Genomic DNA, 21,852 nt, shown 5'->3' on the forward strand with positions numbered 1-21,852 from the left:
CGGGGACGCAGGAAGACAAGGAAGGCTGAATGGTGCCGGTCGAGGGACTCGAACCCCCGACCCCCTGATTACAAATCAGACGCTCTACCAGCTGAGCTAGACCGGCCCGGGGCTTTCGATAGGCAATCGCGGGCGAGAGGACAAGAGGGGATACGCGCGGGCGATGCGAAATCGTCCGGCCCCCATGGTTGGCCCCCGGTGCCGAAGGTGGCGGGGCAGAAAAGGAACGAGGCAGATGACCACCGCAGCAGGGCAGGACGGTTTCCCGCGCCTTCACCGGATGGGTGAAGAAGGGATGCTGATCGAATTTGGCGACCGCCTGTCGATGCCCGTCAACGCGGCGGTGCTGGCCTTCCGGGCCGCGGTCAAGGCGGCGGGCTGGCCCGGCCTTCAGGAAACCGCGACCTCGCTGAAATCGGTTTTCCTGCGCTTCGATCCCGAAAAGCTGCCCCACGAGACCCTGGAACGCGCGCTGACCGAGCTTCTGGCTTCGCATGACTGGCTGGCCGAGCCCTTGCCGCAGGGGCGGCGTCTGTGGCGGGTGCCGACGCTTTTTGGCGGCGCGGCGGGGCCGCAGCTGGACGAAGCGGCAGAGCTGTGCGGCATGGACGCAGACCAGGCGGTCCGGATCATCAGCGAAACGCCCGTTCGCGTGCTGACCATCGGCTTTTCTCCGGGCATGCCTTACCTTGGGCAGTTGCCGGAAGCCTTTGATATTCCGCGTAAAACCGAACTCAACCCGCATGTTCCGGCAGGCGGGCTTGCGCTGGCGATCCGGCAGATGGTGCTTTTCCCCGTGGGCACGCAGACCGGGTGGCGCTGGATCGGGCGCGCAGCACTCGATGTGTTCGGCCAGCAGGCCGAGCAGCCTTTCCCGCTGACCGCAGGCGACGAGATCCTGTTCGAGCCGGTTTCTCAAGACGCCTTCGACGAGGCCTGGGCCAAGGTCGAGGCCGGCCAGATGGCCGCACTGAGCGAGGTGTTGGCATGACCGTCACCCTCGACATCCTTGCCGCCGGACCGGGGCTGAGCCTGCAAGACGGGGGGCGACCGGGGCTTTTGTCCAAGGGCCTGTCGCGCGGGGGCGCGATGGACCCGCTGGCGCTGGCCGAGGCGGCGGCGCTTCTGGGTTCGGCGCCTGCCGAGACCCTGGCCGTCGAAATGGCCGGGGCCGGGGGCACGTTCCGCGCCACGGGCGCGGACCTGCTCATATCGCTGACCGGGGCACCGATGAGCGCGGAAATTGATGGCGACCGCATCGCCTGGTCAGGCAGTCACCTGCTGCCACGCGGGGCAACCTTGAAGATCGGCGGCGTGCGGGCAGGGGCCTATGGCTATCTTGGGGTGTCCGGGCTCGATGCCGAAACGGTTCTGGGTGCGCGCTCGGCGCATCTGTCGGGCGGGATCGGCGCGCGGCTTCAGCCAGGCGACCGGCTTGCAGCCGCCCCGGCCCCCAAAGCGGGCGGCATGATGATCCGGGTCGATGACCGCTTTTCCGGCGGCACCATCCGCATCCTGCCCTCGGTCCAGACCGGCCAGTTCGATGCCGACACGCTGGCCCGGCTGGAAGCCACCGAGTTTCACAAGGACGCTCGCGCCAGCCGCATGGGTGCGCGGATGGGGCAGGCGGGGCCGGGCTTTTCTTCCTCGGCGCATCTGTCGATCCTGTCGGAAATCATCGTGCCGGGCGATGTGCAGGTCATCGGCGACGGCTCGCCCTTCGTGCTGCTTAACGAATGCCAGTCGATGGGGGGCTATCCCCGCATCGCGACGGTGATCAGCGCGGACCTTGCCCGCGTGGCGCAGGCGGGGCCGGGCAGCCCGATCCGCTTTCGCTTCGTGACGCTGGACGAGGCGCTGGCCGCCCGCGCACAGGCCGCCAAACACGTGAAATCGCTCGCTTCGCGGGTCGAGCCACGGGTGCGCCATCCCGGTGACATCCCCGACCTTCTGTCCTATCAACTGGTAGGCGGCGCGATTTCCGCCCACCATGACGCGCACGAGCACGAGGAGAGCTGAGCCATGACCATCCGCGTGGACCTGAATGCCGATATGGGCGAAAGCTTCGGCCCCTGGCCGATGGGCAACGATGGCGAAGTGCTGAAGGTGGTGACCTCGGCCAACGTGGCCTGCGGCTTTCACGCGGGCGACCCCTCGGTCATGGCGCGCACGATCGCGGTCGCGCAGGAAAACGGCGTGGGCATCGGCGCGCATCCGGGCTTTCCCGACCTTCAGGGCTTTGGCCGCCGCCGCATGCATATGGGCCGCGAGGACCTGCAAAACGCGATCCGCTACCAGTTCGGGGCAATCCGTGGCATGGCCCGGGCCATGGGGGCCGAGGTGCGGCACTTCAAGCTGCACGGGGCGCTCAGCAACATGTGTTCCGAGGACGAGGAGATGGCCCGCGCCTGCTACGAGGCGGCGCTGTCGGTCGATCCCGACGTGATCATCTTCGTGCTGGCCTCGACCGCGCAGGAACCGGCGGTGAAGGCGCTCGGCGCGAACTACGCCGGAGAAATCTTTGCCGACCGCGCCTATAACGACGATGCCACGCTGGTCGATCGCAGCCTGCCCGGCGCGGTGATCCACGACGCCGATCGTGCCGCACGGCGCATGGTCGAAATGGTCAAGGCCGGGGCCATCATCGCGGAATCGGGCAAGGTGATCCCCTCGCGCGTCGATACGATCTGCCTGCATGGCGATAACGAGACCGCCCTGCAGATCGCGCGCGCCGTGCGCGCCGGGCTGGAGGCCGAGGGCATCAAACTGGCCCCCGTGGGCGCGTGAATCTGGCCCTGTTCCTGCCCGTCATGATCCTGTTTCATGGGGCCCGTAATCATTGGGGGCGCGCCTGAGTCGCGGGCTTCCCCGTCCCGCAAGCGCAACTGCCCGGAGGTCAGCCCCCGTGACCACGCTCTCCAACACCCCTTACGAGTCGCTTGTCGTGGGCATGGAGGCTGCCTCCACCCGGGCCTGCACCGCCGATGATCTCTATGTCTTTGCCAATTCCAGCGGCAACCATAACCCCATGCACCTGCCGCGCGAGGATGGCGATGGTGACGGCACGCCCGAGGCGGTGGCCCCCGGCATGTGGGTGGGTGCGCTGATTTCCTCGGTTCTGGGCAACCAGCTGCCGGGGCCGGGCACGCTCTACAAGCGCCAGACGCTGACTTTCCTCGACCGGGCCCATGCGGGCGAAACGCTGGTCGCAAAGGTGCGGGTGGCCCGGAAGCTGCCGGGCAACGTGGTCTGTTTCGACACCTGGGTGGAACGTGACGACGGGCTGCGCATCTGTGAAGGCACCGCCGAAGTCATCGCACCCGACCGCCCGATGAGCTTCGATGACATGGACGTGCCGGCGCTGACGGTGCAGCGCCATCAGCATTTCGACCGCCTGCTGGACCTTGCCGCCCCGCTGCCGGCGCTCGCCACCGCCGTTGTCGCGCCGGAAACCCCCGATGCGCTGAACGGGGCGCTCTTGGCCCGCGACCATACGCTGATCGACCCGATCTTCGTGGGATGTGTCGCCAAGATCGAGGCCGCGGCGGCAGAGCTCGGTGCCGACATCACGGGGATCGAGATCATCGACATCCCCGATAACCGGGCCGCTGCCCTGCGCGCGGTCGCACTGATCCACGAGGGCCGTGCGCGGGCGCTGATGAAGGGTCACCTGCATACCGATCAGCTATTGCACGCGATCCTCAAGAAGGACGGCGGGCTGCGGACCAACCGGCGCCTCAGCCATGTCTTCGTGATGGATGTGCCGGGGCTCGATCACTTGCTCTTCGTGACCGATGCCGCGATCAACATCGCCCCCGATCTCGATTGCAAGGTCTCGATTTGCCAGAACGCGATCGACCTTGCGCTGTCGCTCGGCATCGCGCAGCCCAAGGTGGGGGTGCTGTCGGCGGTGGAAACGGTGACGCCCTCGATCCCCTCGACGCTCGACGCCGCGATCCTATCGAAAATGGCCGACCGGGGCCAGATTACCGGCGGCCTGGTCGATGGGCCGCTGGCAATGGACAACGCGATCGACCTCGATGCCGCGCGCACCAAGGGGATCAAGAGCCTGGTTGCGGGCCGCGCCGACATTCTGCTCGCCCCGAACCTTGAGGCGGGCAACATGATCGCCAAGGAGCTTTCGTTCCTGGCCCATGCCGAGGCGGCAGGCGTGGTGATGGGCGCGCAGGTGCCGGTCATCCTCAATTCCCGCGCCGATGACGACAAGGCGCGCCTCGCCTCCTGCGCGGTCGCGGCCCTCTACGCGGAACATCGGGCATGAGCGGCGTGATCCTGACGCTGAATGCCGGATCGAGCTCGATCAAGTTCGCAGCCTACCGGGCCGGGGCCAACCCGGTGCTGGAGGCCTCCGGCCTTGTAGATGCCCTTGGGCAGGCCGCCCGGCTGATCCTCAAACCCGAAGGCGGCGCCAGGGTGGAAACCGCGCTTGGCCAGACCGATCACGTCACGGGCGTGGGCGCGATCCTCTCTGCGCTCGCCCCGCTTCTGCAAGGGCGCGAGGTCTTGGGCATTGGCCACCGCATCGTTCATGGCGGCCCCGAGATCGACGGCCCGCGCCTGCTGGACGAGGCCCTGCTGGCCTATCTCGCCACTCTCGAGCCGCTGGCCCCGCTGCACCAGCCCCACAACCTTGCCGCAGTGCATGCCGCCCGCGCGGCCTTCCCAGGGGCGGTGCAGGTGGGGGCCTTCGACACCGCCTTTCATCGCGGCCACCCCCGCGTGCACGATCTCTTTGCCCTGCCGCGCCGCTATTACGACCAGGGCGTGCGCCGCTACGGGTTTCACGGGCTGAGCTACGATTACATCGCCGGGGCGCTTGCCCGCGCCCATCCCGGTCTCGCCAAGGGCAAGGTCATCGTGGCCCACCTGGGCAATGGCGCGTCGCTGTGCGGGATGGACGGGGGGCGCTCGATCTCCTCCACCATGGGGTTTTCCGCGCTCGAAGGGCTCTGCATGGGCACACGGCCCGGCCAGGTCGACCCCGGCGTGCTGCTCTACCTGATGAAAGAGGAGGGGATGGGTTACGAGGCGCTGACCCGGCTTCTTTACAAGGAAAGCGGGATGTTGGGGCTTTCGGGCATCAGCCATGACATGCGCGCGCTGCTTGGCTCGGACGCGCCCGAAGCCGACGAGGCCATTGCCTATTACTGCACCCGACTGGCGCGCGAAATCGGCGCGATGGCGGCGGTTCTGGGCGGGCTCGACGCGCTTGTCTTCACCGGGGGGGTCGGAGAAAACGCCGCCCCCATCCGCGCCCGGGCGCTGGAGGGTCTGGGCTTTCTCGGCCTCACCCTCGACAAGGATGCGAATGCCACCAATGCCGAACGGATCGGCGCAGGCCCCGTTCCCATCCTCGTCCTGCCCACGGACGAGGAACAGGTCATCGCCCGCGCCACGAAGGATTTCTTGCCAACATCCTGACGCCATCCCGTTAACCTTAACGCGCCCCCCCCTTCATTGTTCCTAAAATATCCCGGGGGTGTGGGGGCTGGCCCCCGCAGCGCAACACCTGCCACATGGGGGCACCCTTGCCATTTTGCCCCGGAACGCCACATGCCTTTCATGCGCCTTCTGATCCTCCTTCTCTGTCTTGCTGCTGCGGGTCTGCTCTACATCCGCTTCTCACCGATGTCCGAGGCGCGCTGGCACACGGACCCGGCCACCGCCCCGCGCCCGGCCTCGCCCAATTTCTACGCCTTGCGGGACGGGGATGGCGACGGAGCCGCGCCGATCCTGCCCGCCCCGCCCGAAGAGGTCGCAACCGCGCTGGAGGTCCTCATGGCCGCGACCCCGCGCGTCACCCGCCTGGCAGGCGACCCGCAGGCAGGGCATGTGACCTATGTTCAGCGCTCCCGGCTCATGGGCTATCCCGACGCGATCTCCATCCGCCTGACCGGGGTCGAGGGAGGCACCCGGCTCGATATCGTGTCGCGGTCGCGCTTTGGCTATGGCGATGCGGGCGTCAACGCGGCCCGCGTGACGCTCTGGGTCGCGCGGCTCGAGGCCGCGCTCGCCCCTTGACGGGGGCCGCGCCGCGCGCCACACCCGCACCCATGTTACCCGCCGAGCGCCTTTCCCAGATCACCGAACGTTTCGAGTATCTCGAAGCGCGGCTCAATGCCGGCCCCGCCGCCGATGAAATCGCCACGATCAGCCGCGAATATGCCGAGCTGAAGCCGGTGGTCGACCAGATCCGCGCCTATCGCCAGATCCTGGCCGATCTCGACGAGGCGAAGGAGATGCTGGACGATCCCGACATGGCGGAGCTTGCCGAGGAGGAACTGCCGCGCCTCAAGGCCGCCCTTCCCGAGGCCGAGCATGCGCTGCAACTGGCGCTTCTACCCAGGGACGCCGCCGATGCGCGCCCGGCGATGGTGGAAATCCGCCCCGGCACCGGCGGCGACGAGGCCGCGCTTTTCGCGGGCGACCTTCTGCGCATGTATGAACGTTATGCCGAGTCGCGCGGCTGGCGGCTGGAGATCATCGAACAGCAGCTGACCGAGCTTGGCGGCATCAAGGAGGTCGTGGCCCATGTGACGGGCGAGGGCGTCTTTGCCCGGCTGAAATACGAATCCGGCGTCCACCGCGTGCAGCGTGTGCCGGCAACGGAATCGGGCGGGCGCATCCATACTTCTGCCGCCACGGTGGCGGTTCTGCCCGAGGCCGAAGAGGTCGATATCGATATTCCGGCGGGCGACATTCGCATCGATACGATGCGCAGTTCCGGCGCGGGTGGCCAGCACGTCAACACCACCGACTCCGCCGTGCGCATCACGCATATTCCCTCGGGGATTGTCGTCACCAGCTCGGAAAAGTCTCAGCACCGTAACCGCGAGATCGCCATGTCGGTCCTGCGCGCGCGGCTGTTTGACATGGAACGCCAGAAGGCCGCCGATGCCCGTGCCGCCGATCGCAAGGCGCAGGTGGGGTCGGGCGACCGGTCGGAACGTATCCGCACCTACAATTTCCCGCAGGGGCGCGTCACCGATCACCGGATCAACCTGACGCTCTACAAGCTCGACCAGGTGATGCAGGGCGATCTCGATGAACTGGTCGATGCGCTGATTGCCGATGACCAGGCACGCATGCTGGCGGAGATGGAGGGGTGAGTGACACCCCGCTGACCGTGGACAGGGCCTTGCGCCGGCTGATGGCCGAATTGGCGCAGGACGGGGCCGACGTTCCCGCCCGCGATGTGCGCCTGCTCTTGGCCCATGCGATGGAGATCGACCCCGGGCGCCTGACGCTGATGGCGCGCGACCCCCTTGAAGAAGGCATCTACGCCGCCGCTCGCAGCCTGTGCATCCAGCGCGGCACCGGAACCCCGGTCTCTCATCTGCGTGGTTACCGTGATTTCTATGGCCGCCGCTTCACGGTCAATGACAAGGTTCTGGACCCAAGGCCCGACACCGAAACCCTCGTGGCCGAGGCGCTCGCGGCGCCCTTCGCCTCGGTCCTTGATCTGGGCACGGGCTCTGGCTGCATCCTGGTATCCCTGCTGGCGGAGCGGCCGGATGCCCGCGGGATCGGCACCGACCTCTCGCCCGAGGCGATTGGCGTGGCGCAAGGCAATGCAGAGCGTCACGGCGTGCTGCCCCGAGCAGGCTTCATTGAAAGCGACTGGTTCGACCGGGTTGAGGGATGTTTCGACCTCATCGTGTCGAACCCGCCCTATATCGCGCTCGACGAGATGGCGGGGCTGTCTCGCGACGTGCTGACAGAGCCGCGCATGGCCCTGACCGACGAGGGCGACGGGCTTTCAGCCTATCGCCAGATCACGCGCGATGCGCCTGCCCACCTGGCCCCGGACGGGCGGTTGATGGTGGAAATCGGCCCCACGCAGGGGCAGGACGTGGCCGGGTTCTTCCGCTCCGCAGGCCTTGTAAATGTTTGCATTGCCAAGGATTTCGACGGGCGTGATCGGGTGGTATCCGGCCAGAATCCCCGTTAGGGCGCGGATTTCCGGTCACATTGCCGGTCAGAACCCGCCAAAAACCGCTGAAACCGACAGATTGCGCTTGTTTTACCCGCGCCCGCGTGCTTACACAGGGCCAGCGGATGTGGACTGGACTGATGAACAGGCCCCCGCGCTTCACCCGAAATGCCGACGCTTCAAAGACGCAGGGACAACCGCAGAACGAACGGCAAGGTTAGCTTCATCCGGACGGACGGGTATTTTTTGCTACCCACAGTCTGGGTCCCAGGACAACTGGAACAGAAAAAGACACATGAGATCATCTAAGAACCGTTCGCGGTCCAAGGGCAATCGCAACCGCTCGATGGGCAATATCGTCAACCGCGTGTTTGACAGCTCGGGCCCCGAGGGCAAGGTGCGCGGCACACCGCAGCAGATCATCGACAAGTACAACCAGCTTGCGCGGGACGCGCAGTTGTCGAATGACCGCGTGGCCGCAGAAAACTTCCAGCAGCATGCCGAGCATTACACCCGCATGCTTGGCGAAGCGCAGCGCGAGCAGGATGCCCGTCGCGCCGAGCAGGAAGCGCAGCAGCAACAGGCCCGCGAAGCCCGCCAGGCCCGCGACGAGTCCGACCAGCCGCGCGACAGCCAGTCCGGCGATCAGCCGCAGCCCCAGGGTGGCGAGCAGAAGTCCTTCGGCGACGTGATCGACGTACCCTCTGGGGAAAGCGGCCTGGTGCAGACGCCCGAAAGCGCGCCCAAGCCCAAGCGGGCCCGCACCCGCCGTGCCCCCAAGAAGGCCGAGGACCAGCCGCAGCCCGACGCCGAGGGTGCAGCCAGCCCCTCCAGCGAAGACCCGCAGGCCGCGGAATAACGGCTCAGCCCGCCGCCACCTGGCGGGCGAGCGCACAGAAGCCCTCGATCGGCACCTGTTCGGCGCGGTCGGTGGGCTTCAACCCCGCCGCGAGGATCCGGTCCTCGATATCCGGCGCGACCCCCTTCAAGGCCGCTCGCAACATCTTGCGCCGCTGGTTGAACCCGGCGGCGACCACCCGGTCCAACACCTTCGGATTGGCCTCGAAACGAGGCGCGGGCAGGGCTGTCAGATGCACCACTGCCGAGCGCACCTTGGGCGGCGGCGTGAAGGCTTCGGGCGGCAGGCTCATGACGATCCGCGCCTCCGAGCGCCACTGGGCCAGCACGGCCAGGCGCCCATAGGACTTGCCGCCGGGCTGCGCCACGATCCGTTCGGCCACCTCGCGTTGGAACATCAGCGTCAGGCTGTCCCAAAGCGGCGGCCAGGCGGGCGGGGTCAGCCAGCGCACCAGCAATTCGGTCCCCACGTTGTAAGGCAGGTTCGCAACCACCTTGATCGGCGGAGTCAGATGCGCGGCCCAATCAACCTCCAGCGCGTCGGCATTCAACACCTCCAGCCGCCCCGGATAGGCGTCGGCAATCTCGGCCAGGGCAGGCAGGCAGCGCGCGTCCTTCTCGATCGCGACCACACGGCGCGCGCCCTCGGCCAGCAGCCCGCGCGTCAACCCGCCGGGCCCCGGACCCACCTCCAGCACATCCGCGCCCGACAGGTCCCCGGCTGACCGGGCGATCTTGGCGGTGAGGTTCAGGTCCAGCAGGAAATTCTGCCCAAGCGCCTTTCGGGCACTCAGCCCATGGGTGGCGATGACCTCGCGCAGGGGGGGCAGTCCGTCAATCGTGGCCATGTAACCCCCCATTAAGGTTAACGCGCGCGCCCCCCTTCATTGTTCCCAAAATATCCCGGGGGCGTCGCCGCAAGGCGACGGGGGCAGAGCCCCCCGCGACACCGCTCATCGCGCGCCTCCGGCCCGGGCAAGGGCCATCTTTCGGGCCATGCGCAGCGCGGCGATCATGCTGGTCGGGTCGGCCTGTCCACGTCCCGCGATGTCGAAAGCGGTGCCATGATCGGGCGAGGTGCGGATGAAGGGCAGTCCAAGCGTCACGTTCACGCCGCCCGCGAAATCGAGCGTCTTGATCGGGATGAGCGCCTGGTCGTGATACATGGCAATGGCCGCGTCATAGCGGCTGCGCACGGCGGCGTGAAACATGGTGTCGGCCGAAAGCGGCCCGGTGAGGTCCAGCCCCTCGGCGCGCAGCCGGTCGAGCGCGGGCGAGATCATCTCGATCTCTTCGCGCCCCATCGCCCCGCCTTCCCCGGCATGGGGGTTGAGCCCCGTCACCCACAGCCGGGGCGCGGCAATGCCGAAGTCGCGGATCAGCGCGTCATGGGTGATGCGGATCGTCTCGGCCAGAGCCTCTTCGGTCAGGGCCCCGGGCACGTCCTCCAGCGCGATATGGATGGTCACCGGCACCACGCGCAATTCCTCGCAGGCCAGCATCATCACCACGCGCGCGACACCGGCCAGGTGGGCGAGATACTCGGTATGGCCGGGAAAGGCGAAACCTGCCCCGTCCTTGAGGGCCTTCTTGTGAATGGGCGCGGTGCAGATGGCCGACGCCGACCCTGCCTGCACCAGCTCCACCCCGCGGGCGATGGCGTCGATCACGCCCTGGGCGTTCCTGGGGTCAGGCTGGCCGGGCAGTGCCTCGGCCCCGAAGGCCAGCGGCAGAAGCGGCAGGTGATCGGCGGGCACCGAAGCCACCTCGTCGGGCGCGGTGATCTCGGTCACCGGCCCGAACCCTGCAAAATGGCGCGGGTCGCCAATGGCGAAGAAGGGCAGCTCCGCGCCAAGTGCGGCACGCGCCTTCACCACGATTTCGGGGCCGACGCCGGATGGCTCCCCGCAGCTGACGGCGACGGGGGGCAGGGGGGCGGCGCTCATGGGTTTTCGTCGATGATCGCGTCGGCGCGCAGCTCGGCCATGTAGCCCGCCGCGTAGCTTTCCAGCCGCTGCTGGAAGAGCGCGGCACGCACCTCGTCCCGACCACCCTCGGGCAGTTCGGTCGACCGTCCGCACAGCATCAGGAACAGAAGCTGGGTGCCGTCGGCGCGGGTCAGGTTGGTGGAAATCTCGTTGGCATCAAGCCGCAGAAGCTCCAGCGCGATATCGCCCGGCACGTCCTCTGCGGGCAGGGTGACGATCTCGAAGCCGCCGGGACGCACCCCGTACAGGTCGTCGCAGGTGTCGATCTCGTCGGCCAGTTCCGCTGCTTCGCCCAGGGCTTCCGCGCTTTGGCCGCCGGGGATCAGGACCTGCGCATATTCCACTGCCGTCACAACCGGTTCCACGAAGCCGGTTTCATCGAGGCCCCGCATCTGGAAGATCGCGATTGCCGGGCCAAGCGGCACCGGGTCGGTCACGTCGCCCACGTCCATCGGCAACAGCATCGCGCGCAGCTGCGGCGGAATGCTGGACAGGGGACGCCAGCCAAGCCCGCCACCCGACTGGGCGCTCGGCGCGGCCGAATAGCTTCGCGCGGCTTGCGAGAAGCTGCCGATCGAGCCGTCGATCTCGTCGACCAGGCGGGCCATTTCGGTCCGGATTTGTTCGGAGTTTTCCGGGGTGATGGGCACCACCAGCTCGGCAATGTTGATCTGTGCACCGCCATCGCTGCCAGAGAGCGTCAGCGCGCGGTCAATCTCCTCTTCGGAAACCTGCGCCCGCGGGCCGAAACGGGCCTGCACGATGTTGCGCCAGGTGATGCCGGCGGCCACGAAGTCGCGGAAGGTTTCCGGGGCCACGCCCTCGTTCTGCATGGCGCCAAGGAAGGCCTCTACGCTCATGTTGGCGCGTGCGGCGAATTCGGTCATGCCCTGTTCGACCTGCTCGACCGAGGCCAGCATGCCATAGCGTTCGCCCACTTCCTGTTGCAGGCGTTCGTTCACCAGGTCCTCGCGCGCCTGTTCCACCAGGTCGCCCGGTGCGTTCAGCACTTCGAGGAACCGGGCGCGCTGCGCGATCTCGAAATTGGTGACGATGCGGTCATTGACCGTGACCGCCGGTGAAAACAACCCCTGCGCCAGAACGGGTGCGCTGCCTGCAAGGCCAAGCACCAGTGCCGCGGCCATCGCTTTGAGGGCGGTGAAGGGTCGGGATCTGTCTGCTCGGGTCGTCATGCTTATGTCCGTCTGTCGTTCGTGTCGTCCGGGTCTACATCCGGCAGCTGCGATCGTAGCGTCGGCCGTCGCGGCTTGCGCCGAAGCCGTTGAGCGAGACCGACAGCCCGATATCAGTGTCCGAGGGCAAGGTAGCCGAGGAAGTGAAGCGGTGCGAGAGGGAAAACTCGATATCCACGCACTCGGTGGCATAGGTGAGGCTCAGCCCGGCCCGTGTGGGCTCGTTTTCCGCGAAATCGTAGCGCCAGTCGACGCCTGCGGCCCAGGCATTGTCGAAATCGTAAGCCGCGTCGAAGGCCCATTCGGCCATGTCCTCGGTGCGGCCCTCGGCGGCGTCTGCTTCCAGCCAGGTCATCGAGCTGCCGAGGTTCAGCTGATCGGTTTGCCAGCTCAGCCACAGTTCGTTCGAGCTGACATTGAAGTTGTCGTCGACGATGGCGCGGTTCATCAGACGCAAGGTTTCGCCAAGCGACAGGCTGGCGGATACCATCAGGTCGGACCGGTCGCCCTGCAGGCCCGAACCGCGGGTGAACTGGCCGTAATCCTGGTTGCGCAAGACCTGTCCGAAGCTCAGGCCAAGCGACCAGCCATCGGGGTCGTCGCGGGTATAGGCCAACCCGTAGGCCAGCCGCGCGCCAAGTTCCTGGCCATCTGCGCCCGGAAAGCGGTTGAGCGAAAAGAGATTGCCCTCGTCAAATTCGACGATGGCCCCATCTTCACCGATTCCAGCCGGAAGTGGGGGCAGCAGCGTTCCCGTATCGGGTGCCCAGACATATTGCAGGACGGGTTCCAGCAGATGCGTCACACCGTTTTGCCCGGCCCGCGCCAGCGGCCAGCGCAGTTCAGCGGCCAGGTAGGGCGTGCTGCGCTCGATGGTGTCGGGGAAGGCGGGGTCCTGGTGGATCGTGTAGATGTCCCCCTGCCAGTCGGCCTCGATCGCGGCCAGCAATCCCGCAGGCAGGATCCAGTCGCGCCGCCAGTTGGCGTCGAGGCTGATCCGCGCGACATCGCGCCCAACCGTGGGCGCGCTCGACTGCCGGTGATGGCTGTGGGTCGTCAGGCCGAAGGTGGCAATGCCGCCGATCAGGGCAGGATGGACACGCTGCGTGATCTCGCCGTCGATCATCTGCGTGGGCAGGGTGAAGTTGTCATCGCCAACGCGCAGGGATTCGAAATCGGTCATGCCAAAGCCGATATACTGGTTGCGCGAGGTCCGGGTGATGTCGAAGCCCGAGCTCAGGCTGTCTTCCTCGGAAAAGCCGTAGGTCAGCAGGTAGTCAGGGTCCGACACGGCCTGGTAATCGAAGTCCATCCGGAAGCCGAGCGGCAGGTCGAACCAGCCCTCTGCAAAGACGTAAGATCGGTTGGAGCGGTCTGTCAGATCGTCCCAGCTGAGCGCGCCGTTGATTTCGATGAACCCGTTGACGAAGGCCCGGCGGAACCGCGCCTCAAGCGTTTGCGTCTCGCCCAGGGTGACATAGGGCGTCAGCGTCAGGTCCGTATGATCGCCCATGGCGATGAAATAGGGCAGGCGGATGCCGGTGCCGAGCTGGTTCGAGGCCCGAAGCTCCGGGATCAGGAAACCGGTGGCGCGCTCCAGCGTCGGATCGGGCAGGCGCAGGCGCGGGATATAGGCAATGGGCACCCCGATGACCCGGAACTGAGCGCCTTCGAAATAGAGCTGCTGTTCTTCCTGGTCATGCACGACCCGGCGCGCGCGTATCTGCCATAACGGCACCGGGTTCGCCGCGCAGACCTCGCAGGAAGACGCAACCGTCTGATACATCTGCGTGTAGCGCCCGTCGACACGGTTGATCTCGGTCGCGGCGATCTGCAGCTGGCGGTCCAGCACCATGCGCGCCGATTGCAGGACACCGTTTTGCAGGTCTGCCGACATCTGCGCGAACTCGGCGAAGATCACGGTTCCGCCTTCGGCATCGGTCAGGGTGATCGGCCCCTCGACGGTGATGCGGTCGGTCTGGCCCTCGTAGCGGATGAGCCCCGCGCGCAGGCGCGACCCCTCGTAAAACACTTCGACATTGCCTGATGCGGTGACCGAGGTGGTCGCGCGGTAAAAGCTGATATTGTCGGCAATCAATGTCGCGGGCAGGGCATCGGCCTGCGCCCAAAGCGCGGCCGGGGCCGAGACCAGCCCAGCCAGGGCAACAAGTGCTGCAAGTGTGACCTTGCGCAGCCCCATCACCCGTCCTCCGTATGCAGAAGGAAGGTCAGTGAGAGAAGAATCGCTGCGAGTGGGGGGGCAAGGGCCGCCACGGCGGCGGGCAACTGGCCGGACTCGCCCAGAACCTGCGCAAAATTGCGCAGGAAATACGTGCCAAAGCCAAGAAGCAGCGCCAGCAAGACCATCACCCCGGTTTTCCCAAAACGGGTATGCCTCATCGTGAAGCTTGCGCCAATCAAAACCATTGCGGCCAAGAGCAGCGGGTTGGCCAGTTCCATCATGAACCAGACACGGTGTTGCAGGGCGGCAAAGCCCGCCCGGCGCAGTTCCGCGATGAAGGCGGGCAGTTCGTAGATCGGCACGGTCGAGGGCCGGCCAAAACTGTCGCGGATCTGGTCCCGGGTCAGGGTCGAGGCCAGGGTAAAGCTGTCCTGGGTCGTGGCCCCGGCCTCGGGGTTGGCCTCGCCCAAGGGCCAGATCTTGACATCGGTCAGGTTCCACGCCCCGGCGCTCAGCACCGCTTCGCGCGCATCGATGCGGCTTTGCACCTGCCCGTCGCGGTCGAAGACAAAGAAGCTGGCGTCGAACAGCGAGGTGCCATCGCCATTGGCCCGCTCGGCCCGGATCACCGTCTGGCCGAACCGGCTGGCCTGGCGCAGCCACAGGCCGTCGCCGGAAACAGAAAGCGTGCGTTCTTCGCCAGTCTGGTAGCGCGCGATGGACAGCTCGTATTCCCGCTCGGTCGCGGCGACCAGCGGGTTGATCACCAGTAGCCCGAAAACGCCGATCAGGGTGGCCACGATGACCGGTGAAATGGCCGAGCGCAGGGCGGACCGGCCCGAAGCGCGGATCACCACAAGCTCGGAGGTGCGCGCCAGCGACAGGAACATGACCAGCGTGGCCAGGATGATGAAAAGCGGCAGCAATTGATAAAGCGCGCCGGGCATGTCCAGCATGACCAGCCGCATGGCCGCCGAAAGCTCTGCATCCGCGCGGCCGATTTCGCGCAGTTGCTCGGACAGGTCGATCGGGATCAGCACGGCAAGGAACACGGCCAGCACGATCAGGAAAGAGCGCAGGAACCGACGGGCGAGGTAGAAATGCAGGATCATACTGCCGACCTCCGCCAACTTGGCCGGTATCCGCCCTGGGCGAGGTGGGTCATGGCAATGGCAATGGCCGCGGCGACGATGCATTGAACATAGGCCACCCCGGCCAGTCCCTCCCGGGTCGTGCCGATGGCTTCTGCGGCATTCCAGATCATCTGGATCGGCAGGATCAGAACGATCGCCAGCAGGATCTGCGGCCAGATCCCGAAACGGGAAAAGGCCCCCAGCATCAGCGTTGCGGTCGCGATGATCGGCACGAACAGGGCAAAGATCGGTTTGGCAATCCGGTCATGCCCTTCAAAGCGCAAAAGGGCGAGCGGCACGCCGAGCGACTCGGCATACGCACTGTTCGCCGTCAGAAGGGTTCCCGTCGACAGTTCCCGGTAGTGCAGCCGGCGTTCCCCCGGAGCCTCGATCAGGCCCGCGATGTCATAGGTGAAGTCGTCGAATTCCACGATCGACAGGCGCTGCCCCTCTAGCTCCAGCGTCTGCGCTGCGCCATTGAACATCACAAGGCGGGGTCCGGCCTCTGTCGAGACAAGAAGTGCGCGCTGCGCGGTATAGGTGGTTTCGACATCCGATTGCGAGCGGTCCTGCAGGAAGACATCCCGGAACTCGCCCAGTTCGGTGATCTCGCGGATGTAGACCGTGAGCCCGGTGGTTGGGTGCAGGAACTCGCCCTCGCGCAGCAATCTGCCGGTCATGTCCTGCGACACCTCGATTGTGCGGTCTGCCAGTCCGGACCGGGCGGCAGGCACCAGCAGGTGACCGAGAATCGACAAGAGCACCGCGAGGATGATTCCAAAGATCCAGACCGGGCGCAGAAGGCGCATGGCCGAGCATCCGGCGGTCTGCATAACCACCAGCTCGCTTTCCGAAATCATCCGGTTGGTCACGTAGATGGACGCCACGAAGGCGGCGACCGGGATCACGAGGAAGATGATTTGCGGCAGGGAAAGAATTGAAAACTCAAGGAAAACGCGCAGGGACTGGCCGTCGGCGACAAGTATGTCGAAGATGCCCACGGCATTGTTGACCCAGTAGACGGAAATCAGCACGAGGCTGAAGAAGCTGAACAGGATCAGCAGCTGCGACAGGATATACCGGTCATAGCGACCCACGGTTCCGCCCCCCCGAGCTTAGACGTTCAACATTCCCAGTGTGTCTGGTCTAATCCAATCACGGCCACAAGGACAGGCATATCTGGTCAAGCCCTTCCACTAGTCCTAGTGTTGCCGAAGCTTACAGATTCAGAGGGTTGAAGATGACCACGCCAATCGAGATTTCCTTCACCGAGACCGATATCGACGCGCTTGCCGGGGCCGAGGGCAAGCTGGCCATCGTGGTGACGCCCGAGGGCAAGCTCGATGCTGCCGCGCGCCGGGTCAACCGGCTGACGCGCGGAGCGGTGCAGCGGCTGGCCAGCTCGTCGCGGTGGGAAAAGGCCAAGCCGGGCGATGTGGTGTCACTGGCCTTTCCGGCCGGGCTGAGCGCCGAGACGCTGGCCGTGGTCAAGCTGCCCCGCCGCCCGAGTGTCGAGCAGGCCCGAAAGGCAGGCGCGGAACTGGCCAAGGTCAAGGGCTCCGCAACGCTGACCGTGGCCGCCGGGGCACTGACCCGTGCGGCCGATCTTGCCTTCGGTCTCGTCCTCAGGGCCTACGAATTCACCGATCACAAGACCGCCGAGTCCGAGGCGCAGGCGGGCGCCGTGGTGATGGTCTCGAAACCCGAGGATGTCTCTGCCGCAGCCGCGCCAATGATGGCGGTGGCCGAGGGAGTCTTCTTCACGCGCGACCTCGTTAGCGAACCCTCCAACGTGCTGACCACGACCGAGTTTGCCGCCCGGCTGTCGGCCCTGTCCGATCTGGGGCTCGAGATCGAGGTGCTGGACGAGGCCGAGCTTGAAACGCTCGGGATGCGCGCCTTGCTGGCCGTGGGGCAGGGTTCGGAGAGCCCCTCGAAGGTTGTCGTCATGCAGTGGAAGGGCGGTGGCGAGCAAGCGCCGCTCGCCCTTGTAGGCAAGGGCGTGGTCTTCGATACCGGCGGCATCAGCCTCAAGCCCGCGGGGGGCATGGAAGACATGACCATGGACATGGGCGGAGCGGGCGTCGTGGCGGGGGTCATGCGCTCGCTGGCGCGGCGCAAGGCCAAGGCCAACGTGGTGGGGATCGTGGGGCTGGTGGAAAACATGCCCGACGGGCGCGCGCAGCGTCCCGGCGACGTGGTGCGTTCGATGAAAGGCGACACGATCGAGGTCATCAATACCGACGCCGAGGGGCGGCTCGTTCTGTGCGACGTGATGTGGTATGCGCAGGACCGGTTCCAGCCTGCGGGCATGGTCGATCTTGCCACGCTGACGGGCGCGATCATCATCGGGCTCGGCCATGAGAACGCGGGCGTCTTTTCCAACCATGACGGGTTCTGCGAGAGCTTCCTCAAGGCCGCGGCCAGCGAGGGCGAGGGGGCCTGGCGCATGCCGCTTGGCGCGGCCTATGACAAGATGCTGAAATCGGCCATCGCGGATATGAAGAACGTAGGCGGACGGCCCGCGGGCTCGATCACCGCGGCGCAGTTCCTGCAACGCTTCGTCAGGGACGAGACGCCGTGGATCCATCTCGACATCGCGGGCGTGGCCAGCGTCAAGGCAGAAACGGATTTCGCCCCCAAGGGGGCGACCGGCTGGGGGGTGATGGCGCTCGACCGGCTGGTGCGAGACGGCTACGAAACGGAGTGAGCCCACGATGGGCGCGGTCTTCTTCTATCACCTCACCCGGTCCCGCCCCGAGGACACGCTTCGCACGCTTCTGGGCAAGTCCCGGCAGGCGGGCTGGCGGGTCCTGGTAAGGGGGAAGAGCGAGGCGATGCTGGAGCGTCTGGACGAGCTCCTGTGGCTGGGGCCCGAGGAGACTTTCCTGGCCCATGGCATCGCCGGGGGGGCGCAGGATGCGGACCAGCCCATCCTGCTGAGCACGGGGCCCGAGATCCCCAATGCCGCCGCCTGCGTGATGAGCATCGAGGGCGCCGAGGTCACGCCCGAGGAAGTGGACCGCCTGGAGCGGGTCTGCATCCTGTTCGATGGGGGCGATGAAGGGGCGGTGACCCATGCGCGCGGCCAGTGGAAGGCGCTGACCGGGGCAGGCTGCGCGGCGCAATACTGGTCGGAGGAAAGCGGCCGGTGGGAGAAGAAGGCCGAGAGCGGCAGCTAGGTCTCGCCGCGCCCTTCGGGGCGAGTCGACCGGGGGGCGGCCCAAGGGCCGCGATGCCCTTGCCGGACGCGGGAGCGCGGATGCCCCTTGCCCTGGCGCCGCCGGGAAGCGCGGGATGCCTCCGGCGGGGGTATTTCAGGCCAGGAAGAAGGGCCTTTCAGCGCGTCAGGATCATCCGGCCATCCTCGATCGAGATGCGTTCGAAGAGGTTGAGATAGGACATTCCAAGCAGGCTTTCCTGCATGGGGGAGCCGTTGACCACAGCAGGCACGAGACGATCCGAGATCGGCCCCACCTCGACGAGGTCGAGCCGGACCGGCGCGGTCTGGATCATGCCATTGGCGGTCATGGCGCGGTTGGTATAGCGCAATTGTGCCGTGTTGAGCCCCGCGCGCGATGCGTCCTGCGGGGTAAGCACGAGGTCGGTCGCGCCGGTGTCGATCACGAAGCGAATGGGTGCGCCATTGACCTCAAGGGTCAGGTAATAGTGCCCATCGAAGCTGCGCGGCACGGTGATCTCGCCACTGTCGCTGACCACCGATTGCTGCGGCAGGAGGGTCTGGCTGAGCTGTGGCCAGAGCCCCACGGCAATGACGCCCGCCACGATCAGAAGCCCCCAGGTGAGCGCGTAGCGGGCCACCTGGCCGATCCGTTCCCGATTGGCCGAGATCATCGAGCCCACCAGCGCAAGCGCCAGCAGGCTGAGATAGATGATCGAGGCGATATCGGACTTTTCCATGCGGCCCTGAACCTTGTTGCCCCTTCAATATAGGGCAGGGGCGGATCTATGGAACCAGCAGGTCGCGGATTCCGTCGACGACGAACTGCACCGAGAGCGCGGCCAGCAACATGCCCAAGAGCCGCGTCACCACGTTGATGCCCACCGGGCCCAGGAGACGCTCCAGCGTGCCCGCCAGAAGGAAGAGCACGAAGACCACCAGCAGGACCGAGGCCATGACGCCATGCACCAATGCCACGTCGAGCCCCGTCCCCGCAGAGCCGGTCAGCAGGATCATCGTGGCAATGGCACCGGGCCCGGCAATGAGCGGCATGGCCAGCGGAAAGACCGACGGGTCTTCGGAATGGGGCGTGTCGGCCTGGCCCTCGCGGCGTTGCTTGCGCCGTTCGAAGAGCATGTCGAGCGCGGTGAGAAACAGCAAAAGCCCGCCCGCGATCCGGAAAGCGGCCAGCGAGATGCCCAGGAAGGACAGCACCGTTTCGCCCACCAGCCCGAAAACCGTCAGCAGCACCAGCGCCACCAGGCAGGCCCGGATCGCGATGGCCCGGCGGGCGGCGGCGGACATGCCGCTGGTCAACGCCATGAACAGGGGCGTGAGCCCGATCGGGTCGATCACGACGAAAAGCGCCACGAAGGCGGTGATGGAGGTCAGCGTATCCATCCGGATCCTGCCAGAGTTCAAGTCACCCGGGTGTAGGTGATCGATCCGGAAGCATCTGTAAAGGTCCAACTGTCGCCGGACGCATCCAGCACATAGGTGCCGGTTTGAAGCGGTCCGAAATACTGCGAGATTGTCATCTGCGCGCCGGGGCCCGTGCTGATCTGGGCCCTGCGTTCGCGCGTTGTGATGGCGCTTCCATCATCCTCGTAGGTGCCGATGCCTTCACTGTCGAACGTGCCGTCGAGGCTCCAGTGATAGGTGTAGGACCCATCTGCCCTGAAGACCCATTCTTCCCGCCAGGTGCCCACACCGTCTTCAAACTCGAACCTTTCCCAAAGGCCGACGACGCTTGCCGGATCGCCGGATAGTCTTGAGAATTCCCAAACCGGGTTCGTATTTGGGAATGTCAGTGTGTTGCCCCCGTTGGACAGTACGTAGGGCGCGGGCGTGTCGAGCACGTATAATTGGGCGTCAGGCGTGATTTCGACAGGCCGGGAGCCGCCATTGTTCCATGTGCCCACCAGCGTGGCATCAAAGCCCGATTGCGCAATGATCTGGCTGTCTGGCAGGTCGGAGCGCCTGAAGGAATTGATGCAATCGACCTGCACATTCAGGGACACCAGACCTTGCGAGCGGGTGATGTGGACAAGGCTCGCCTCAGCCACCGTGCCCCGGGCACCGCCTCCGTTCACGTTGTCCTGCCAAATCAGATCTTCACCGACGCGCGGCAAGAGAGGGGTTTCCGCGCCGAAAGGAATGCTTACCGAGTTCCCGATCGTGGGGCCTGCCGGACGGGGACCGGTATAAAAGGTGACGTGGTAGATATAGGATTTCTTAGGGACTGACATACGCATACTCCGGATACAAATACCGGGGCAGCGTAGCACGTGCACCGCTTACCTGTCAGCGCGCTTCGGCCTCCTCCAGCCGTTCCAGGGCCGCCATCCAGAGCGTTTCGGCGCGGGCCAGCCCGTCTTCGATCTCGGCGAATTTCTTTTGCCAGTGTTCCAGGTCCGCGGCCTTGGCGTCATCGTATAGCGCCGGATCGGCCAGCTTGGAGGACAGTTTTTCGCGCATCTCGGTGATGGTTTCCACCCGCGCCTCGCATTTGCGCAGCTCGGCGCGCAGCTCTTGCAGCCGTTCGCGGCTGGCGCGTTTTGGTTTCGCGGCCTCGGGTTTGGGTTTCACCGGCGCGGCGTCGCCTGCCAGCAGCATCCTGCGATAGGCGTCGAGATCGTCCTCGTAGGGTTTGACAGTGCCGTCCTTGACCAGCCAGAGCCTGTCGGCGGTCAGTTCCAGCAGGTGCATGTCGTGGCTGACGAGGATCACGGCCCCGGTGTAGGCGGTCAGCGCCTCGACCAATGCCTCGCGGCTTTCGATGTCGAGGTGGTTGGTCGGCTCGTCGAGGATGAGCATATGCGGCGCATCGAGCGTGGCGAGCAGGAGCGAGAGCCGCGCCTTCTGCCCGCCCGACAGCTGCCCCACGACCGTATCGGCCTGCTCGGAGCCCAGACCGAACCCTGCCAGCGTCGCGCGCAGTTTCGCGGGCGGCACCTCGGGGCGCAGGCGCTGGATGTGCTGGAGCGGCGTTTCGTCGATATGCAACTCGTCCACCTGGTGCTGCGCGAAATATCCCACCCGCAGCTTGGACGACTTGGTGAGTTTGCCCTCCACCGCTGCCAGCTTGCCAGCCAGCAGCTTGGAAAGGGTCGACTTGCCCTCGCCATTGCGGCCAAGAAGTGCGATGCGGTCATCCTGGTCGATGCGCAGGTTGAGCCTTTTCAGAACCGGCGGGCCATCATAGCCCACGGCCCCGCCATCAATCTGCACGATGGGTGGCGAGAGCTGTTCGGGTTCGGGGAAGGTGAACTTGCGAAAGGCGCGTTCCGAGGGCGCTGTGATGGGCTGCATGCGTTCCAGCATCTTCAGCCGCGACTGCGCTTGCCGGGCCTTGGTGGCCTT

Annotated in this window: 21 protein-coding genes and 1 tRNA gene; 11 read left to right on the plus strand and 11 right to left on the minus strand. The window is 66.1% G+C overall.

Annotation, left to right across the window (positions count from 1 at the left end; translation table 11 throughout):
• Nucleotides 1-30: 30 nt before the first annotated feature.
• A tRNA-Thr gene (locus ACEQXV_RS14665) sits at nt 31-106 on the minus strand.
• A 129-nt stretch (nt 107-235) separates the two neighbouring features.
• Here ACEQXV_RS14665 and ACEQXV_RS14670 point away from each other — a divergent pair.
• The 9 genes from ACEQXV_RS14670 (at nt 236) to ACEQXV_RS14710 (ending at nt 8,813) form a co-directional block, all read left to right on the plus strand.
• The gene (locus ACEQXV_RS14670; protein WP_370269798.1) at nt 236-991 is read left to right on the plus strand and encodes an allophanate hydrolase subunit 1; all 756 of its coding nucleotides are present in this window, start codon (nt 236-238) and stop codon (nt 989-991) included.
• A complete protein-coding gene (locus ACEQXV_RS14675; RefSeq protein WP_370269799.1) occupies nt 988-2,019 on the plus strand; it encodes a biotin-dependent carboxyltransferase family protein in 1,032 nt (343 codons plus the stop codon). Before ACEQXV_RS14670 ends, ACEQXV_RS14675 begins: the two co-directional genes overlap by 4 nt.
• A gap of 3 nt (nt 2,020-2,022) precedes the next feature.
• On the plus strand, nt 2,023-2,787 hold the full coding sequence (locus ACEQXV_RS14680) for a LamB/YcsF family protein (RefSeq protein ID WP_370253677.1): 765 nt from the start codon (nt 2,023-2,025) through the stop codon (nt 2,785-2,787).
• A gap of 163 nt (nt 2,788-2,950) precedes the next feature.
• Nucleotides 2,951-4,282, plus strand: a complete 1,332-nt coding sequence (locus ACEQXV_RS14685) for a bifunctional enoyl-CoA hydratase/phosphate acetyltransferase (protein WP_370253695.1) — start codon at nt 2,951-2,953, stop codon at nt 4,280-4,282.
• Complete coding sequence (locus tag ACEQXV_RS14690; RefSeq protein WP_370269800.1) at nt 4,279-5,442, plus strand: acetate/propionate family kinase; 1,164 nt, start codon at nt 4,279-4,281, stop codon at nt 5,440-5,442. Before ACEQXV_RS14685 ends, ACEQXV_RS14690 begins: the two co-directional genes overlap by 4 nt.
• Before the next feature lie 132 nt (nt 5,443-5,574).
• Nucleotides 5,575-6,042, plus strand: coding sequence for a DUF1499 domain-containing protein (locus ACEQXV_RS14695; RefSeq protein WP_372525923.1), 468 nt, complete (start codon nt 5,575-5,577; stop codon nt 6,040-6,042).
• A 32-nt stretch (nt 6,043-6,074) separates the two neighbouring features.
• Nucleotides 6,075-7,130, plus strand: a complete 1,056-nt coding sequence (gene prfA, locus ACEQXV_RS14700; RefSeq protein WP_370255518.1) for a peptide chain release factor 1 — start codon at nt 6,075-6,077, stop codon at nt 7,128-7,130.
• A complete protein-coding gene (gene prmC, locus ACEQXV_RS14705) occupies nt 7,127-7,972 on the plus strand; it encodes a peptide chain release factor N(5)-glutamine methyltransferase (RefSeq protein WP_370255517.1) in 846 nt (281 codons plus the stop codon). Before prfA ends, prmC begins: the two co-directional genes overlap by 4 nt.
• A 277-nt stretch (nt 7,973-8,249) precedes the next feature.
• Nucleotides 8,250-8,813 carry a DUF4167 domain-containing protein gene (locus tag ACEQXV_RS14710; protein WP_370269802.1) on the plus strand — a complete coding sequence of 188 codons (564 nt, stop codon included), beginning with the start codon at nt 8,250-8,252 and terminating at the stop codon, nt 8,811-8,813.
• Nucleotides 8,814-8,817: 4 nt separating this feature from the next.
• On the opposite strand, the gene rsmA is transcribed toward ACEQXV_RS14710, so the two are convergent.
• From rsmA to lptF, 6 genes are all read right to left on the minus strand, one after another.
• Nucleotides 8,818-9,660: a 16S rRNA (adenine(1518)-N(6)/adenine(1519)-N(6))-dimethyltransferase RsmA gene (gene rsmA / locus ACEQXV_RS14715; RefSeq protein WP_370269803.1), complete on the minus strand. Its 843-nt coding sequence runs from the start codon at nt 9,658-9,660 to the stop codon at nt 8,818-8,820.
• 105 nt (nt 9,661-9,765) lie between these two features.
• Nucleotides 9,766-10,758: a 4-hydroxythreonine-4-phosphate dehydrogenase PdxA gene (gene pdxA, locus ACEQXV_RS14720; protein WP_370269805.1), complete on the minus strand. Its 993-nt coding sequence runs from the start codon at nt 10,756-10,758 to the stop codon at nt 9,766-9,768.
• Nucleotides 10,755-11,993 carry a peptidylprolyl isomerase gene (locus tag ACEQXV_RS14725; RefSeq protein WP_370269806.1) on the minus strand — a complete coding sequence of 413 codons (1,239 nt, stop codon included), beginning with the start codon at nt 11,991-11,993 and terminating at the stop codon, nt 10,755-10,757. Before ACEQXV_RS14725 ends, pdxA begins: the two co-directional genes overlap by 4 nt.
• A gap of 34 nt (nt 11,994-12,027) precedes the next feature.
• On the minus strand, nt 12,028-14,193 hold the full coding sequence (locus tag ACEQXV_RS14730; protein ID WP_370269807.1) for an LPS-assembly protein LptD: 2,166 nt from the start codon (nt 14,191-14,193) through the stop codon (nt 12,028-12,030).
• Complete coding sequence (gene lptG / locus ACEQXV_RS14735; protein WP_370253477.1) at nt 14,193-15,287, minus strand: LPS export ABC transporter permease LptG; 1,095 nt, start codon at nt 15,285-15,287, stop codon at nt 14,193-14,195. Before lptG ends, ACEQXV_RS14730 begins: the two co-directional genes overlap by 1 nt.
• Nucleotides 15,284-16,405, minus strand: coding sequence for an LPS export ABC transporter permease LptF (gene lptF, locus ACEQXV_RS14740; protein ID WP_370253478.1), 1,122 nt, complete (start codon nt 16,403-16,405; stop codon nt 15,284-15,286). The genes lptG and lptF overlap by 4 nt, the downstream gene beginning before the upstream one ends.
• A 143-nt stretch (nt 16,406-16,548) precedes the next feature.
• Between lptF and ACEQXV_RS14745 the strand changes: the two genes are divergently transcribed.
• Both ACEQXV_RS14745 and ACEQXV_RS14750 read left to right on the plus strand, forming a co-directional pair.
• Nucleotides 16,549-18,018, plus strand: a complete 1,470-nt coding sequence (locus ACEQXV_RS14745) for a leucyl aminopeptidase (protein ID WP_370269808.1) — start codon at nt 16,549-16,551, stop codon at nt 18,016-18,018.
• Between the two features lie 7 nt (nt 18,019-18,025).
• Nucleotides 18,026-18,490, plus strand: coding sequence for a DNA polymerase III subunit chi (locus ACEQXV_RS14750; protein WP_370269809.1), 465 nt, complete (start codon nt 18,026-18,028; stop codon nt 18,488-18,490).
• A gap of 157 nt (nt 18,491-18,647) precedes the next feature.
• Here the strand turns inward: ACEQXV_RS14750 and ACEQXV_RS14755 are convergent, their stop codons facing one another.
• The 4 genes from ACEQXV_RS14755 to ACEQXV_RS14770 all read right to left on the minus strand — a co-directional run.
• Nucleotides 18,648-19,229: a TIGR02281 family clan AA aspartic protease gene (locus ACEQXV_RS14755; RefSeq protein WP_370253483.1), complete on the minus strand. Its 582-nt coding sequence runs from the start codon at nt 19,227-19,229 to the stop codon at nt 18,648-18,650.
• Between the two features lie 46 nt (nt 19,230-19,275).
• A complete protein-coding gene (locus ACEQXV_RS14760; protein WP_370253485.1) occupies nt 19,276-19,890 on the minus strand; it encodes a MarC family protein in 615 nt (204 codons plus the stop codon).
• A gap of 17 nt (nt 19,891-19,907) precedes the next feature.
• Nucleotides 19,908-20,738, minus strand: coding sequence for a hypothetical protein (locus tag ACEQXV_RS14765; RefSeq protein ID WP_370269811.1), 831 nt, complete (start codon nt 20,736-20,738; stop codon nt 19,908-19,910).
• Between the two features lie 55 nt (nt 20,739-20,793).
• Nucleotides 20,794-21,852: ABC-F family ATP-binding cassette domain-containing protein (locus ACEQXV_RS14770; protein WP_370269812.1), on the minus strand; the 1,059-nt coding region annotated here is incomplete at its 5' end.

This window comes from Nioella sp., from assembly GCF_964229645.1.
Lineage (GTDB): Bacteria > Pseudomonadota > Alphaproteobacteria > Rhodobacterales > Rhodobacteraceae > Nioella.